The 15117-nt window shown below is 60.1% G+C and carries 12 protein-coding genes; 9 read left to right on the forward strand and 3 right to left on the reverse strand.

The genetic code is table 11. The features are described from left to right. Window positions 1–4: 4 nt before the first annotated feature. Both pncB and HXW87_RS06770 read right to left on the reverse strand, forming a co-directional pair. Window positions 5–1228 (reverse strand): nicotinate phosphoribosyltransferase, encoded by a 1224-nt coding sequence (pncB, locus tag HXW87_RS06765; RefSeq protein WP_041065644.1) that lies wholly within the window; start codon window positions 1226–1228, stop codon window positions 5–7. Between the two features lie 219 nt (window positions 1229–1447). After that, on the reverse strand, window positions 1448–2350 hold the full coding sequence (locus tag HXW87_RS06770) for a LysR family transcriptional regulator (RefSeq protein WP_239778624.1): 903 nt from the start codon (window positions 2348–2350) through the stop codon (window positions 1448–1450). 164 nt (window positions 2351–2514) lie between these two features. On the opposite strand from HXW87_RS06770, the gene HXW87_RS06775 reads away from it, so the two are divergent. The 9 genes from HXW87_RS06775 (at window position 2515) to HXW87_RS06815 (ending at window position 13773) form a co-directional block, all read left to right on the forward strand. Further along, window positions 2515–4005 (forward strand): aldehyde dehydrogenase family protein, encoded by a 1491-nt coding sequence (locus tag HXW87_RS06775; RefSeq protein ID WP_182403595.1) that lies wholly within the window; start codon window positions 2515–2517, stop codon window positions 4003–4005. 224 nt (window positions 4006–4229) lie between these two features. Beyond that, window positions 4230–5513 carry an FAD-binding oxidoreductase gene (locus HXW87_RS06780; RefSeq protein ID WP_047290998.1) on the forward strand — a complete coding sequence of 428 codons (1284 nt, stop codon included), beginning with the start codon at window positions 4230–4232 and terminating at the stop codon, window positions 5511–5513. Between the two features lie 368 nt (window positions 5514–5881). Beyond that, window positions 5882–7015 carry an ABC transporter substrate-binding protein gene (locus tag HXW87_RS06785; protein ID WP_041065631.1) on the forward strand — a complete coding sequence of 378 codons (1134 nt, stop codon included), beginning with the start codon at window positions 5882–5884 and terminating at the stop codon, window positions 7013–7015. Window positions 7016–7256: 241 nt separating this feature from the next. Further along, window positions 7257–8171 (forward strand): branched-chain amino acid ABC transporter permease, encoded by a 915-nt coding sequence (locus tag HXW87_RS06790; RefSeq protein WP_027613532.1) that lies wholly within the window; start codon window positions 7257–7259, stop codon window positions 8169–8171. 3 nt (window positions 8172–8174) lie between these two features. Then, the gene (gene livM / locus HXW87_RS06795; protein WP_041065627.1) at window positions 8175–9476 is read left to right on the forward strand and encodes a high-affinity branched-chain amino acid ABC transporter permease LivM; all 1302 of its coding nucleotides are present in this window, start codon (window positions 8175–8177) and stop codon (window positions 9474–9476) included. Next, a complete protein-coding gene (locus tag HXW87_RS06800) occupies window positions 9473–10345 on the forward strand; it encodes an ATP-binding cassette domain-containing protein (RefSeq protein ID WP_041065624.1) in 873 nt (290 codons plus the stop codon). Before livM ends, HXW87_RS06800 begins: the two co-directional genes overlap by 4 nt. Then, window positions 10342–11058 carry an ABC transporter ATP-binding protein gene (locus HXW87_RS06805; protein ID WP_131670987.1) on the forward strand — a complete coding sequence of 239 codons (717 nt, stop codon included), beginning with the start codon at window positions 10342–10344 and terminating at the stop codon, window positions 11056–11058. Before HXW87_RS06800 ends, HXW87_RS06805 begins: the two co-directional genes overlap by 4 nt. Window positions 11059–11903: 845 nt before the next feature. Further along, entirely contained in the window at window positions 11904–12668 is a 765-nt protein-coding gene (locus HXW87_RS06810) for an SDR family oxidoreductase (RefSeq protein WP_047291000.1), read from the forward strand. 199 nt (window positions 12669–12867) lie between these two features. Beyond that, the gene (locus HXW87_RS06815; RefSeq protein ID WP_182403600.1) at window positions 12868–13773 is read left to right on the forward strand and encodes a cation diffusion facilitator family transporter; all 906 of its coding nucleotides are present in this window, start codon (window positions 12868–12870) and stop codon (window positions 13771–13773) included. Window positions 13774–13903: 130 nt separating this feature from the next. On the opposite strand, the gene HXW87_RS06820 is transcribed toward HXW87_RS06815, so the two are convergent. Next, entirely contained in the window at window positions 13904–15037 is a 1134-nt protein-coding gene (locus HXW87_RS06820) for an AGE family epimerase/isomerase (protein WP_239778625.1), read from the reverse strand. Window positions 15038–15117 lie beyond the last annotated feature (80 nt).

Consider the following 15117-nt stretch of genomic DNA (forward strand, 5'->3'; position numbering starts at 1 on the left):
GAATTCACTCCTTGCTAGATAGGCTGGAAACGGCAGGAACCTGGAACACATGTCGCAAATAGGCGACGAAATTCGGGTCTTTACAGTGAGTCTTGCCGGGCTCGTCGGAGATCTTCGCCACCGGCTGGCCGTTGCAGGCGGTCATTTTAAGCACGATGCTCATCGGTTCGACACCCGGAATGTCACAGGTCAGGTTGGTGCCGATGCCAAAGCTGACGTTGATCCGCCCGTGCAGCGCGCGAAAGATCTCCAGCGACTTGGGCAGGGTCAGGCTGTCGGAGAACACCAGAGTCTTGCTCATCGGGTCGATGCCGAGCTTGTGGTAGTGAGCGATGCATTTTTCGCCCCACTGCACCGGATCCCCGGAGTCGTGGCGCAGACCATCGAAGAGCTTGGCAAAGAACAGGTCGAAGTCGCCGAGGAAGGCGTCGGTGGTGATGCAGTCGGTGAGCGCAATCCCGAGCAAACCACGGTACTCGCGCACCCAGCAGTCGAGGGCGGCGATCTGGCTGTCGATCAGCCGCGGGCCGAGTTGCTGGTGGGCCATGATCCATTCATGGGCCATGGTGCCCAGCGGTTTCATGTCCAGTTCGCGGGACAAGTGCACGTTGCTGGTGCCGACGAAGCGCCCGGGGAAATCGTGCTTGAGCACGTTAACTACTTCTTCCTGCACGCGATACGAAAAACGCCGACGGGTGCCGAAATCGGCGACCTGCAATTGCGCCAGTTCGTCGGCCGAGGCGTTGGCGCTGAGCCAGTCGAACTTGCGATACAGCTGCTCACGCGCCTGCACCAGTTCGATTTCACGGTAGCGATAGCGGTTGCGCACTTCGCTGACGATCGCCAGCAGCGGCACTTCGTACAGGATCACATGCAGCCACGGACCGCGCAGACGAATGAACAACTCGCCGTTCTCGATGCCGGTGTGCAAATAGCGCAGGTTGAAACGGAACAGACCGAGAAAGCGCAGGAAATCCGGTTTCAGAAAGGTGATGCGCTCGAGAAAGCTCAACTGGTCGGCGCTCAGGCTCAGCTCGGCCAGACGCTCGATCTGGTAGCGGATTTCGGCCAGATACGGCCGCAGATCCTCACTGTTACGGCAACGAAACTCCCATTCGACTTCGACGTTGGGGTAGTTGTGCAGCACCGCCTGCATCATCGTCAGTTTGTAGAAGTCGGTGTCGAGCAGGTTCTGCACGATGCGATCGGCAAACACACTCTCGCTCATAAACGGGGTCTCCAGGTGCACCGCGCAAGGCGCGGTATCAAACAATGGTGCTAGTGGCGCATATCAGGGACGAAGATTGCCAGCAATTTTTGGCAGGTGAAGATCATTTGTGGTGAGGGGGTTTATCCCCGATTGACTGCGAAGCAGTCGTCGTTCTTGAGTTTTTTGGGGTCGCTGCGCAACCCGTCGGGGATAAATCCCCTCGCCACAGGATAGTGCTCAGACCGCAGGGCTATCGATCTGCTCCAGCATCCACTTCACAAAATCGCGCACCTTCGGCACTTCCGCCGCATGCTCCGGGTAGGCCAGGTAATAGGCGTCGGAACTGGGCATTGCATGCTGCCAGGGAATGACCAGTTTGCCGTCGGCCAATTCCTCTTCCACCAGAAACCGTGGCAGCAGCGCCACGCCGCAGCCGACCTGGGCGGCGCGGATGCACATGTAAAAGGTTTCGAAACGCGGCCCGTGATAGCTGTGTTCGGTGTGGTAACCCTGACTGTCGAACCAATCATGCCAGGCCTGTGGCCGCGAGGCGTTTTGCAGCAGCACCAGATCGGTCAGTTGCGTCGGGTCGGTGAAAAGCTGATCCGGCAGGCTGCCGGGCGCGCAGACCGGCACCAGCTCTTCGCCGAACAGCTTCAGGCATTCGGTGCCGGGGCGCGAACCCTGGCCGAAATAGAACGCCAGATCGCTGCGCCCCTGCAGCAAGTCATCTGCCTCCTGCTCGTTGCACAGGTCGAGATGGATCGACGGATGGCGCAGACGCCAGCCTTTCAGACGCGGAACCAGCCAGCGCGCGCCGAAGGTCGAAGGCGTAGAAACGCGCAGGACTTCGGTCTCGCCGCCGTAGGAACGCAAGTAATGCGTGGACATTTCCACCTGAGTGAGGATTTTTCGGACTTCCACCAGGTACAAATCCCCGGCTGGGGTCATCTGCAAACGCCGACGCACCCGGCGGAAAAGCAAGTGCTGCAACAATTCCTCAAGCTGCGCGACCTGTTTGCTGACGGCGCTCTGGGTCAGGTTCAGTTCTTCGGCGGCCCGGGTGAAGCTCAGGTGCCGGGTCACGGCCTCGAAGCACTGCAGCGCGGTGATCGACGGCAGGTGGCGTTTGTTCAGCATGGGTGATCCTTTTTCTTGTCTTTCTATGCGCAGCATGAATAAACGGAATGATATCTCGCGTAAAGGTCGTTTGTTGCCTTGCCTTCGGGAAGCTACAACTAAAGGCCTGCCCGGTCGTGAACATTCGGCCGCACACATTCAGTTTTTCGCTTGAGGAGTGACCCATGGTTGCCGCATTGCTTGATCGTCTTGGTGTGAACCCGGCCCTGTACCAGAACGGCAAAGTGCCGGTGCATTCGCCCATCGACGGCAGCCGCATCGCCGCCGTGAACTGGGAAGGCCCGGCCGAAGTCGAGCAGCACATCAGTCGCGCAGATCATGCGTTCGAGCAGTGGCGCAAGGTGCCGGCCCCGCGTCGCGGTGAGCTGGTGCGTCAATTCGGCGAAGTGCTGCGCGAATACAAGGCTGACCTCGGCGAGCTGGTGTCGTGGGAAGCGGGCAAGATCACCCAGGAAGGCCTCGGTGAAGTGCAGGAGATGATCGACATCTGCGACTTCGCCGTCGGCCTGTCGCGTCAACTGTACGGCTTGACCATCGCCTCGGAGCGCCCGGGCCACCACATGCGTGAAACCTGGCATCCGCTGGGCGTGGTCGGCGTGATCAGTGCGTTCAACTTCCCGGTCGCAGTGTGGGCGTGGAACACCACGCTGGCGCTGGTCTGCGGCAACCCGGTGGTGTGGAAACCGTCGGAGAAGACGCCGCTGACCGCATTGGCCTGCCAGGCATTGTTCGACCGTGTGGTGAAGAACTTCACCGATGCGCCGGCGCACCTGTGCCAGGTGATCATCGGTGGTCGTGACGCTGGCGAAGCGCTGGTGGATGACCCGCGTGTCGCGCTGATCAGCGCCACCGGCAGCACCCGCATGGGCCGCGAAGTGGCGCCGAAAGTCGCCGCGCGTTTCGCCCGCAGCATTCTTGAGCTGGGCGGCAACAACGCGATGATCCTCGGCCCGAGCGCCGATCTGGACATGGCCGTGCGCGCCATCCTGTTCAGCGCGGTCGGCACCGCCGGTCAGCGTTGCACCACCCTGCGTCGCCTGATTGCCCATGAGTCGGTGAAGGAAGAAATCGTCACCCGCCTCAAAGCCGCGTACGCCAAGGTGCGCATCGGCCATCCGCTGGAAGGCAATCTGGTCGGCCCGCTGATCGACAAACACAGCTTCGAAAACATGCAGGACGCGCTGGAACAGGCACTGAGCGAGGGCGGGCGGGTATTCGGCGGCAAGCGTCAGCTCGAAGAGCAGTTCCCCAACGCCTATTACGTGTCGCCGGCCATTGTCGAAATGCCGGAGCAGAGCGACGTGGTCTGCAGCGAAACCTTCGCGCCGATTCTCTATGTGGTCGGCTACAGCGATTTCCAGGAAGCGCTACGCCTGAACAACGCGGTACCGCAAGGCCTGTCGTCGTGCATCTTCACCACCGACGTGCGCGAGGCCGAGCAGTTCATGTCGGCGGTCGGCAGTGACTGCGGCATCGCCAACGTCAACATCGGCCCGAGCGGCGCGGAAATCGGCGGCGCATTCGGTGGCGAGAAAGAGACCGGTGGCGGTCGTGAATCGGGTTCCGACGCCTGGCGCGCGTACATGCGCCGGCAGACCAATACCGTGAATTACTCGCTGGAGTTGCCGCTGGCGCAGGGGATTACCTTCGACTGAGTTTGGAATGACGCAGATCCTGGGAGCGGGCTTTTGTGGAGAGGGGATTTATCCCCGATGGGCTGCGCAGCGGCCCCAAAACATGCAATCGCGGAGTTTCAGATACACCGCATGCACTGGTTTTACGGTTGCTATGCAACCGATCGGGGATAAATCCCCTCGCCACAGGGCTTTATCCCACAGGATCAGCAGTGTGTTTGGCAGGTTTCTGTTGGAGTCTGGCAATGCCGTTACGCGAAGAATGTCTGTGGGAAAAACTCACGCCGCAGCGCCCGGATAACGCCGCGCTACGGGGCGAGGTCAAAGTCGATGTCTGCGTGATCGGCGCCGGGTTTACCGGGTTGTCGGCGGCGCTGCATCTGTTGGAAAAAGGCAAAAGTGTCTGCGTGCTGGAAGCGCATCGAGCCGGCCACGGCGGCTCCGGGCGCAACGTCGGGCTGGTCAACGCCGGCATGTGGATCCCGCCGGACGAGATCGAGGCCGGGTTCGGCGAAGCGGTCGGCAGTCAGCTCAACCGCATGCTCGGGGCGGCGCCGGCGCTGGTGTTCAGCCTTGTGGATAAATACAACATCGATTGCCAGTTGCGCCGCGAAGGCACCCTGCACATGGCGCACAACGCCAAGGGCGAAGCGGATCTGCGCAGTCGCGAGCAACAATGGAAGCGTCGCGGGGCGCCCGTCGAGTTGCTCACCGGCAAGGCCTGCGAGCAAGCCACCGGTACGCAAAAGATCGCTGCCGCGCTGCTCGACCGCCGCGCCGGCACGCTCAACCCGATGGCCTATGTCACCGGACTGGCCAACGCGGTGAAAGGGCTGGGCGGGCAGATGTTCGATCATTCGCCGGTGAGCCGTCTCGAGCGCGTGGGCCAGCAATGGTCAGTGCAGACCGAGCACGGTTCGGTGCTCGCCGAGCAAGTGGTGATCGCCTCCAACGCCTACACCGAGGGCGACTGGACCGAACTCAAGCGCAACTTCTTCCCCGGTTACTACTATCAGGTCGCCTCGGTGCCGCTGACCGAAGACGCCGCCCATGACATCCTCCCCGGCGGGCAAGGCTCGTGGGACACGCGGCAGGTATTGAGCAGCATTCGCCGCGACAAGGATGGCCGGTTGTTGCTCGGCAGTCTGGGCAACGGCAACCAGAAACCGGCGTGGTTCCTCAAGGCCTGGGCCGATCGGGTGCAGCAGCATTACTTCCCCAACCTGAAACCGGTGGAGTGGGAGTGCACCTGGACCGGGCGCATCGCCTTTACCCCCGATCACCTGATGCGGCTGTTCGAGCCGGCGCCGGGACTGGTGGCCGTCACCGGTTACAACGGTCGCGGCGTGACCACTGGCACTGTGGTCGGCAAAGCCTTCGCCGACTATCTGTGTAACGGAAATCCTCAAGCCTTGCCGATCCCCTTCGCACCGATGCAGCCCCTGGCCGGTGTCGGCCTGCGCAGTTGCCTGTACGAGGCCGGGTTCTCGCTGTATCACGCGGGCCAGTGCCTGCGCATCGTCATCTGAGTGTTGAAATATGTTGCTTAACACGGCGCTTTTGCGCGTAGCGACTAGCCTGTAATGGTGCGGGTTGTAGCAGTCCCGCACCAGCAGTGTGCAGTTCGGTGACGCGAGCTGTTACAGGCTGGTTGCACGTCGTTTGGTGCCGCGGTTGCAATGATGGCGCAAGCGGGTTGCGCCTGAGATTTAAAAAGGTTTCACCTTCCGCGGTTTAGACGGTTGCACGCCCAATGAAAATGGGAACGAAACAGTCGAAATAACAAGAAAGCAGCGACTTTTTGAAGAATAAAAAACCGATGGCACGGCGCTTGCTCAGAGCATTCAGTGAAGTGAAGTCGCAGTGCCAACTAAAAAAAACCTTGGAGCACCACCTCATGTCCCAGACGTTTTACAAGAAAGGCTTTCTGGCCCTCGCAGTGGCTACTGCGCTGGGTGTTTCTGCGTTTGCTCAAGCTGATGTGAAAATCGGTGTAGCGGGTCCAATGACTGGCGCCAACGCGGCATTTGGCGAGCAGTACATGAAGGGTGCACAGGCGGCGGCGGACGCGGTCAACGCGGCGGGTGGCGTCAACGGCGAGAAAATCGTACTGGTCAAGGGCGATGACGCCTGCGAACCGAAACAGGCAGTGACGGTTGCCAAGGACCTGGTCAACCAGAAGGTGGCCGGTGTGGTCGGTCACTTCTGCTCTTCCTCCACCATTCCAGCGTCGGAAATCTACGACGAAGCCGGTGTTATCGCGATCACCCCGGGTTCCACCAACCCGCAAGTGACCGAGCGCGGCCTGAGCGCCATGTTCCGTATGTGCGGGCGTGATGACCAGCAAGGCATCGTCGCGGGCGATTACATTGTCGATGTGCTCAAGGGCAAGAAAGTCGCCGTGCTGCACGACAAGGACACCTACGGTCAGGGCCTGGCCGATGCGACCAAGGCTCAACTGGAAAAGCGTGGCGTGAAGCCGGTGCTGTATGAAGGCCTGACCCGTGGCGAGAAAGACTTCAGCGCCGTGGTCACCAAGATCCGTGCGGCCGGTGCCGACGTGGTCTACTTCGGCGGCCTGCACCCGGAAGCCGGGCCGCTGGTCAAGCAACTGCGCACCGAAGGCCTGAAAGACGTGAAGTTCATGTCTGACGACGGCATCGTCACCGACGAACTGGTGACCACCGCCGGTGGCCCGCAATACGTTGACGGTGTGCTGATGACCTTCGGCGCCGACCCACGTCTGCTGCCAGACAGCAAGACCGTGGTCGATGCGTTCCGCAAGGCCGGCACCGAACCTGAAGGCTACACCCTGTACGCCTACGCGTCGGTTCAGACCCTGGCGGCCGCCTTCAACGGCGCCAAATCCAACAGTGGCGAAAAAGCCGCCGAATGGCTCAAGGCCAACCCGGTGAAAACCGTGATGGGTGAGAAGGCCTGGGACAAGAAAGGCGACCTGAAAGTGTCCGACTACGTGGTTTACCAGTGGGACGCGAGTGGCAAATACCATCAGCTGGAAAAACAGAAGTAAGGGCTGACGCGATCAGCTTGACCCCCACCAATACCTGTGGGAGCGGGCTTGCCCGCGATGGCGTCAGGTCAGTCGACACACAGGTTGGCTGATCCGCCGCTATCGCTGGCAAGCCAGCTCCCACAGAAGATCGGTGGGTCTGGGCTCATCGCGCTCTGACATTGCTCCGACGTAAATCTGTATTTTTCCTAGAAGAACCGCCCGCCCCGGCGGGCAGGTTCTCATTGCGTGAGATTGCGTTATGGATGGTATTTTCCTGCAGCAACTGGTCAACGGCCTGACCCTCGGGTCGGTCTATGGCCTGATCGCCATCGGCTACACAATGGTCTACGGCATCATCGGCATGATCAACTTCGCCCACGGCGAGGTTTACATGATTTCCGCTTACCTGGCGGCAATCAGTCTGGCTCTGCTGGCTTACTTCGGTATCGAATCCTTCCCGCTGTTGATGCTCGGCACGCTGGTGTTCACCATCGTCGTCACTGGCGTCTATGGCTGGGTAATCGAACGCGTCGCCTACAAACCTCTGCGCAACTCCACCCGACTGGCACCGCTGATCAGTGCCATCGGCATCTCCCTGATCCTGCAGAACTATGCCCAGATCAGCCAGGGCGCCCGCCAACAGGGTGTTCCAACGCTGCTCACCGGTGCCTGGCGCATCGACGTCGGCAGCGGTTTCGTTCAGTTGACCTACACCAAGATCTTCATTCTGGTGGCCGCGTTCGTCGGCATGGGCCTGCTGACCTACGTGATCAAGTACACCAAGCTCGGCCGCATGTGCCGCGCCACCCAGCAAGACCGCAAGATGGCCTCGATCCTGGGGATCAACACCGACCGGGTGATTTCCTACGTGTTCATCATCGGTGCAGCGATGGCAGCTCTGGCCGGCGTGCTGATCACCATGAACTACGGCACGTTCGACTTCTACGCAGGCTTCGTCATCGGCATCAAGGCGTTCACCGCCGCAGTGCTCGGCGGGATCGGCTCACTGCCCGGCGCGATGCTCGGCGGGATCATTCTCGGGATCTCCGAGTCGCTGTTCTCGGGCCTGGTCAACTCCGACTACAAAGACGTGTTCAGCTTCTCGCTGCTCGTACTTGTTCTGGTCTTCCGGCCTCAGGGCCTGTTGGGCCGTCCTCTTGTGTCGAAGGTGTAAGCGATGTCTTCAACCACTCAAAAAAACATCGATATCAAAAAAAGCCTGGTTGAGGCGATTCTGGCCGGCCTTATTGCCTTGATCGTGTTCGGCCCGATTGTCGGTGTCGTGCTCGACGGCTACAGCTTCAACCTCGAACCAACCCGCGTGGCCTGGATCATCGGCATTGTCATGATCGGCCGCTTTGCCTTGAGCCTGTTTCTGCAGACGCCCAAGGGCCTGAAGATCCTCGACGGATTCGAGAGCACCGGTTCCGGTGTGCATGTGCTGCCTGCCGATCACAAATCACGCCTGCGCTGGATCATTCCACTGCTGATTGTGCTGGCGGTGATTGTGCCGTTTGTCTCCAACTCGTACCTGCTGGGCGTGGTCATCCTCGGGCTGATCTACGTGCTGTTGGGGCTGGGGCTGAACATCGTGGTTGGCCTCGCCGGTCTGCTCGACCTCGGTTACGTGGCGTTCTACGCCATCGGTGCCTACGGTCTGGCGCTCGGTTATCAATACCTCGGGCTGGGCTTCTGGACTGTGCTGCCGCTGGCGGCGATCACCGCGGGCCTGGCCGGCTGCATCCTCGGTTTTCCGGTGCTGCGTCTGCACGGTGACTATCTGGCCATCGTGACCCTGGGCTTCGGTGAAATCATCCGCCTGATCCTCAACAACTGGCTGTCGCTGACCGGAGGGCCGAACGGCATGCCGGCGCCATTGCCGACGTTCTTCGGCCTGGAATTCGGCAAGCGGGCCAAGGATGGCGGGGTACCGTTCCATGAGTTTTTCGGCATCGCCTACAACCCGGACGTGAAGTATTACTTCATCTATACGGTGTTGTTCCTGGTGGTGCTGGCCGTGCTGTACATCAAGCATCGACTGGTGAAAATGCCGGTGGGTCGCGCCTGGGAAGCCTTGCGCGAGGATGAAATCGCCTGCCGCTCGATGGGCCTGAACCACGTACTGGTCAAGCTCTCGGCGTTCACCATCGGTGCGTCGACCGCAGGTCTGGCCGGGGTGTTCTTCGCCACCTATCAAGGCTTCGTCAACCCGACCTCGTTCACCTTCTTTGAATCGGCGCTGATCCTCGCCATCGTTGTGCTCGGCGGCATGGGCTCGACCATCGGCGTGGTGATCGCAGCGTTCGTGCTCACGGTTGCTCCGGAACTGCTGCGCGGCTTCGCTGAATATCGCGTGCTGCTGTTCGGCATCCTGATGGTGTTGATGATGATCTGGCGACCTCGAGGGCTGATCCGCATCAGCCGTACCGGGGTCACTCCACGCAAAGGTGCCATTCACTATGAGAGGACTGCGCCATGAGTGAAGTCGTACTCTCTGTGGAAAAACTGATGATGCACTTCGGTGGCATCAAGGCCCTGAGCGATGTCAGCCTCAAGGTCAAACGCAACTCGATCTTTGCCCTGATCGGGCCGAACGGTGCCGGCAAGACCACGGTGTTCAACTGCCTGACCGGGTTCTACAAGGCCTCCGGCGGCAAGATCGAACTCAACGTGCGCGGCAAGCAGACCAACGTCATCCAGTTGCTGGGCGAGTCGTTCAAACCGACCGACTTCGTCTCGCCGAAAAGCTTCCTCAGTCGCCTGTATTACAAGATGTTTGGTGGCACGCATCTGGTGAACCGCGCCGGTCTGGCCCGGACCTTCCAGAACATTCGCCTGTTCAAGGAAATGTCGGTGCTGGAAAACCTGCTGGTGGCGCAGCACATGTGGGTCAACCGCAACATGCTCGCCGGCATCCTCAACACCAAGGGCTACCGCAAAGCGGAAAGCGACGCGCTGGACTGCGCGTTCTATTGGCTGGAAGTGGTCGATCTGGTGGACTGCGCCAACCGCCTGGCCGGTGAACTGTCCTACGGTCAGCAACGTCGTCTGGAGATCGCCCGGGCCATGTGCACGCGACCGCAGATCATCTGCCTCGACGAACCGGCCGCCGGCCTCAACCCTCAGGAAACCGAAGCGCTGAGCGCGATGATCCGGCTGCTGCGCGACGAGCATGATCTGACCGTGGTGCTGATCGAACACGACATGGGCATGGTCATGAGCATTTCCGACCACATCGTGGTGCTGGATCACGGCGTGGTCATCGCCGAAGGCGGGCCCGATGCGATTCGCAACGATCCGAAAGTGATTGCCGCCTATCTGGGCGCCGACGAAGAGGAACTGGTATGAGCAAACCGATCCTCGAACTCAAAGACCTGGACGTGTTCTATGGCCCGATCCAGGCCCTCAAAGGCGTGTCGCTTGAGATCAACGAAGGCGAGACGGTCAGCCTGATCGGCTCCAACGGCGCGGGCAAATCGACGCTGCTGATGTCGATCTTCGGCCAGCCACGGGCGGCGGGCGGACAGATCCTCTATCAAGGCATCGACATCACCCACAAGTCCTCGCACTACATCGCCTCCAATGGCATCGCGCAGTCGCCGGAAGGGCGGCGGGTGTTCCCCGACATGACCGTCGAGGAAAACCTCCTGATGGGCACCATCCCGATTGGCGACAAGTACGCCAAAGAGGACATGCAGCGCATGTTCGAACTGTTCCCGCGGCTCGAAGAGCGCCGCACTCAGCGGGCGATGACCATGTCCGGCGGCGAACAGCAAATGCTCGCCATTGCCCGCGCCTTGATGAGTCGGCCGAAGCTGTTGTTGCTTGATGAACCGAGCCTGGGCCTGGCGCCGATCGTGGTGAAACAGATCTTCGCCACCCTGCGTGAACTGGCGAAAACCGGCATGACCATTTTCCTCGTCGAGCAGAACGCCAACCATGCGTTGAAGCTGTCGGACCGCGCGTATGTGATGGTCAATGGCGAAATTCGCCTGACCGGTAGCGGTAAAGAGCTGCTGGTGAACGAGGAGGTGCGTAACGCTTATTTGGGCGGGCACTGACCCAATCGTTGTTATGCACAGCCCCGGCGACGCGAGTCCCGGGGCTTTTACATCTCAAACCACCACAACCCCTGTAGGAGCTGCCGAAGGCTGCGATCTTTTGATCTTCAAAACAACATCAAAAGATCGCAGCCTTCGGCAGCTCCTACATGGAATCAAGCCAGGACATCAAGCACATTCTGAAATTGTGGAAAACAAATTCCCATCGCTGTCAAAGCGCGACATATAGACGCTGCAAATGGCTGTTTTTCCACAGTTTTGACTTGTCCCCGTTTGCTGTGGAGCTGGCTGTGAATAACGTGGGAGTAGCTGGCTGAAGCCCTTGTGTGACGTGGCTTGCAGGCGGGTGATCGCTTTTTGATCAGGCGTTTTTGCGGGAGCTGAAGACGCTGTTGTCAACCTTTTTCTAGGCCTCGCGCTAAAGACAATTCCATGTGAACAAGCCTGTGGATAAGTCTGTGACTAAACTCTGGAAAGACCGCGCTGAGGGCCGTAATTACTGGCCTCGCGCAATCACCGTGCTGACCGGCCGGTCGTGCAAAATGCCATCTCCGGCACAACCGCGTCTTCAGGGTCAAGCAAAAAACTTTCTGTTTTCCGCGCAAAGCCTTGTATGGCGTGGCTTTGCGCGTTTCTACTTGCCCCCGGAAACTGTGGAAGGGATTGTGGATAACGTGCGTGCACATGGCTACAGGCCACGGCAGGTATGGCGTAGCGACGGTTGATCAAAATTTGATCGGAATATGTCCCGGTGCGGGTGTTGCTCGTAAATGCCGGGCCGGGCATGCTGGCTGCTGATTTTCTATTCCAATGGCTGCGCTGGCGGCCGACGCAAGGAGAACACGATGTCCAACACCCTGTTTATTACCGGCGCAACCTCCGGTTTTGGTGAAGCCTGTGCCCGTCGTTTCGCCGAGGCTGGCTGGAAACTGGTGTTGACCGGTCGTCGTGCAGAGCGTCTGAATGCCCTGTGCGCCGAACTGTCGGAGCAGACTGAAGTGCATGGCCTGGTACTCGATGTACGTGACCGCAAGGCGATGGAAGAGGCAATTGCCAATCTGCCGCCGTCGTTCGCCAAGCTGCGTGGCTTGATCAACAACGCCGGGCTCGCGCTGGGCGTCGATCCTGCACCGAAATGCGACCTCGACGACTGGGACACCATGGTCGACACCAACGTCAAAGGCCTGATGTACAGCACCCGCCTGCTGTTGCCACGGTTGATCGCTCACGGCCGTGGCGCCGGCATCGTCAACCTCGGCTCCATCGCCGGTAACTATCCGTACCCGGGCAGCCACGTGTATGGCGCGACCAAGGCGTTCGTCAAGCAATTCTCGCTGAACCTGCGCTGCGACCTGCAGGGCACCGGCGTGCGTGTCAGCAACATCGAGCCGGGCCTGTGCGAAAGCGAGTTCTCGCTGGTGCGTTTTGCCGGTGACCAGGAACGCTACAACGCCACCTACGCCGGTGCCGAGCCGATCCAGCCGCAGGACATCGCCGAAACGATTTTCTGGGTGCTCAACGCGCCAGCACACATCAACATCAACAGCCTGGAGCTGATGCCGGTGAGCCAGACCTGGGCCGGGTTTGCCATCGAGCGTAACAAGGCGTAAGACCCTGTGGCGAGGGAGCTTGCTCCCGCTGGACTGCGCAGCAGGCCCGCTTTTTTTGAACTGAAGAGCGGGGGCGCTCCGCACCCCAGCGGGAGCAAGCTCCCTCGCCACAAAACCGGGCAAAACCGCCAATAAGGTAAACTCATCTCCGACAAACCCCACCGCACCCCGCGGTTCAAGGGTTTTTAGAGGAGGCTACGTGAGTAACCGAGGTGAGCAGTCGCTGCTCAAACAATCGACCATCCTGATGTTCGCGGTGTCGATTGCCGGGATCGTCACCGGTTTTGTTTCAGGTTCGCAATCCATCCTTTTCGATGGTTTTTTCTCGCTGATCGCAACGTTCATCAAAGTACTGATGTTGATCACCGCCAGGTTGATCGCCAAAGAAAGCAATCATCGCTTCCAGTTCGGTTTCTGGCATCTGGAGCCGATGGTGCTGCTGATCGAAGGCAGTTTCCTGCTGTTGATCGCTATCTATGCGTTTCTTAACGGTGTGTTCGGCATCATCAACGGCGGCCGCGACATCGAATTGGGGCTGGTGATCATTTATGCGGCGGTGTTCACCGTCGTTGAATTCGCCTATTTCTTCTACGTGCGTCGGCGCAATCGCAAACTCAAGTCCAGCCTGATCCAGTTCGACAACATCAGCTGGCTGGTGGACGCGATGCTCTCGGTCGGCCTGTTGATCAGTTTTCTCGCCGCGCTGCTGCTCAAGGCCCAAGGCTTTGAGGAGTGGGCGAAGTTTGTTGACCCGCTGATCCTGATCGTCCTGGCGCTGACCATGTTGCCGCCGGCGTTCAAGATCCTCGGCCCGGCGCTGCGCGATGTGCTGGGTATTGCCCCGGACACGCTGGATGACCAGGTGCGTCAGGTCATGGAAGCGGCAAAGATCGAACACGGTTTCGACGATTACGTGACCTACGTGCAGAAGCACGGACGGGCGCGGTTCATCGAGATTCATGTGGTGTTGCCGGCGGATTATGCGCTGCGCAGCGTGAGACAACTGGATGCGTTGCGCGAGGAGATCTCGGCACAGTTGGGCGAGCCGGATGCGGCGCGCTGGTTGACCATCAGCTTTACCGGCGACAAGAAGTGGATTGCCTGATTCAGATCTGCTGAATCGCCTGTGGCGAGCGAGCTTGCTCGCGCTGGGCTGCGAAGCGGCCCCGGATTTTTGTGAGTGCTGCGCACTCAAGCGGGAGCAAGCTCCCTCGCCGCAGGATAAGTTCAGTCATTCAGTTCAGGTATTCAGCCAGCCCGCTATAACATGTCGCCAAGTGATAAGGCGTGGTCGAAGGCATGTCCTTGCGGCTGACCTCGCCCAGTTCATCCCGGCACTCATGCCACCCGCCCGCATGCAGAAAACGCTGCTGCAGCGCCTGCAACTGGCGCAGCACCGCGGCTTCGCTGTCCGGACGCAAGGTCAGGGCGCGCAAATATTCTGCCTGTGCCCAGATGCGCTGGGTCGAATCTTTCGGTCGTCCATCCAGTTGCAGATCGAGCATCGCCCGCACCGCGCCTGAAGCGTGTTCAACGCCAAATTGCTCGGTGAAAGCGAACGCCCGGTCCAGCGCCGCGTGCAGTTTCGAGCCGCGCAGCAGTGATGACGACTCCAGCAGGAAATACCATTCGAACTGATGCCCTGGCTCGTACCAGTTATCCACAGCTCCCAGCGGTTTCTCCATCAGTATGCCGTGCTGTGGATCGACGAAGTGTTGCTGCATACCTGTGCATAACTCGACGAGCGCGTGCTGCGTTGGCGCATCCTCGCGCACGGCGAGGGTGGCGAGGAACGCTTCGGCCAGGTGCATCAGCGGGTTTTGCAGCGGACCGCTTTGCAGGTTGCTCCAGTCGCGGTCCAGGTACGCTTCGTACAAGCCATCGCCGGTGGCGAAGCGCTGGCCGATCACTTCCAGTGCAGCGTTGAGCGTGGATTCCACCAGAGGCTCGCGGGACTTGGCCCAGTAATGGGCGCAGGCGAACAGGATGAAGGCGTGGGTGTAGAGGTCTTTGCGCTGATCCAGCGGCTGGCCTTGCGCGTCGATGCTGTAGAACCAGCCGCCGTGCTCGGCATCATGGAAGTACCGTTGCAGCGAGCGGAACAGCGCAGCGGCGCGCACCTCGGCATTATCCACAACCCCGATCAGGCTGGAAAACAGGTACAGCTGCCGTGCGCAGGCCATCGCCCGGTAGCGTTGCGGTGGCAAGGGTTGATGCGTCGCGTCGAGTGCCTCGTAAGGCAGCGCCATGTCGGCGTTCCAGCCCGGGACTTGCCAGAGCGGCACGATCACGTTCAGAAAGTGCTGTTGCACATCGCTGAACAGGGCGGTCAATTCGGGCAGGGAGGTGGAGCGGCAAGCATGGGGCATTGGCGGACGTCGTCACGGCTGGGGCGATTGCGCGACATGGTAGCAGAGAGACTGCTGTTAGAGTCTCGGTGTCTGATCGG

The organism is Pseudomonas sp. Y5-11 (genome assembly GCF_022368695.1).
Taxonomy (GTDB): domain Bacteria; phylum Pseudomonadota; class Gammaproteobacteria; order Pseudomonadales; family Pseudomonadaceae; genus Aquipseudomonas; species Aquipseudomonas parakoreensis.

Bases quoted from the DNA above. Each gene is read 5' to 3' on its own strand.
- pncB (WP_041065644.1), bottom strand. From the start codon at position 1,228: ATGAGCGAGAGTGTGTTTGCCGATCGCATCGTGCAGAACCTGCTCGAC.
- HXW87_RS06770 (WP_239778624.1), bottom strand. From the start codon at position 2,350: ATGCTGAACAAACGCCACCTGCCGTCGATCACCGCGCTGCAGTGCTTC.
- HXW87_RS06775 (WP_182403595.1), top strand. From the start codon at position 2,515: ATGGTTGCCGCATTGCTTGATCGTCTTGGTGTGAACCCGGCCCTGTAC.
- HXW87_RS06780 (WP_047290998.1), top strand. From the start codon at position 4,230: ATGCCGTTACGCGAAGAATGTCTGTGGGAAAAACTCACGCCGCAGCGC.
- HXW87_RS06785 (WP_041065631.1), top strand. From the start codon at position 5,882: ATGTCCCAGACGTTTTACAAGAAAGGCTTTCTGGCCCTCGCAGTGGCT.
- HXW87_RS06790 (WP_027613532.1), top strand. From the start codon at position 7,257: ATGGATGGTATTTTCCTGCAGCAACTGGTCAACGGCCTGACCCTCGGG.
- livM (WP_041065627.1), top strand. From the start codon at position 8,175: ATGTCTTCAACCACTCAAAAAAACATCGATATCAAAAAAAGCCTGGTT.
- HXW87_RS06800 (WP_041065624.1), top strand. From the start codon at position 9,473: ATGAGTGAAGTCGTACTCTCTGTGGAAAAACTGATGATGCACTTCGGT.
- HXW87_RS06805 (WP_131670987.1), top strand. From the start codon at position 10,342: ATGAGCAAACCGATCCTCGAACTCAAAGACCTGGACGTGTTCTATGGC.
- HXW87_RS06810 (WP_047291000.1), top strand. From the start codon at position 11,904: ATGTCCAACACCCTGTTTATTACCGGCGCAACCTCCGGTTTTGGTGAA.
- HXW87_RS06820 (WP_239778625.1), bottom strand. From the start codon at position 15,037: ATGCCCCATGCTTGCCGCTCCACCTCCCTGCCCGAATTGACCGCCCTG.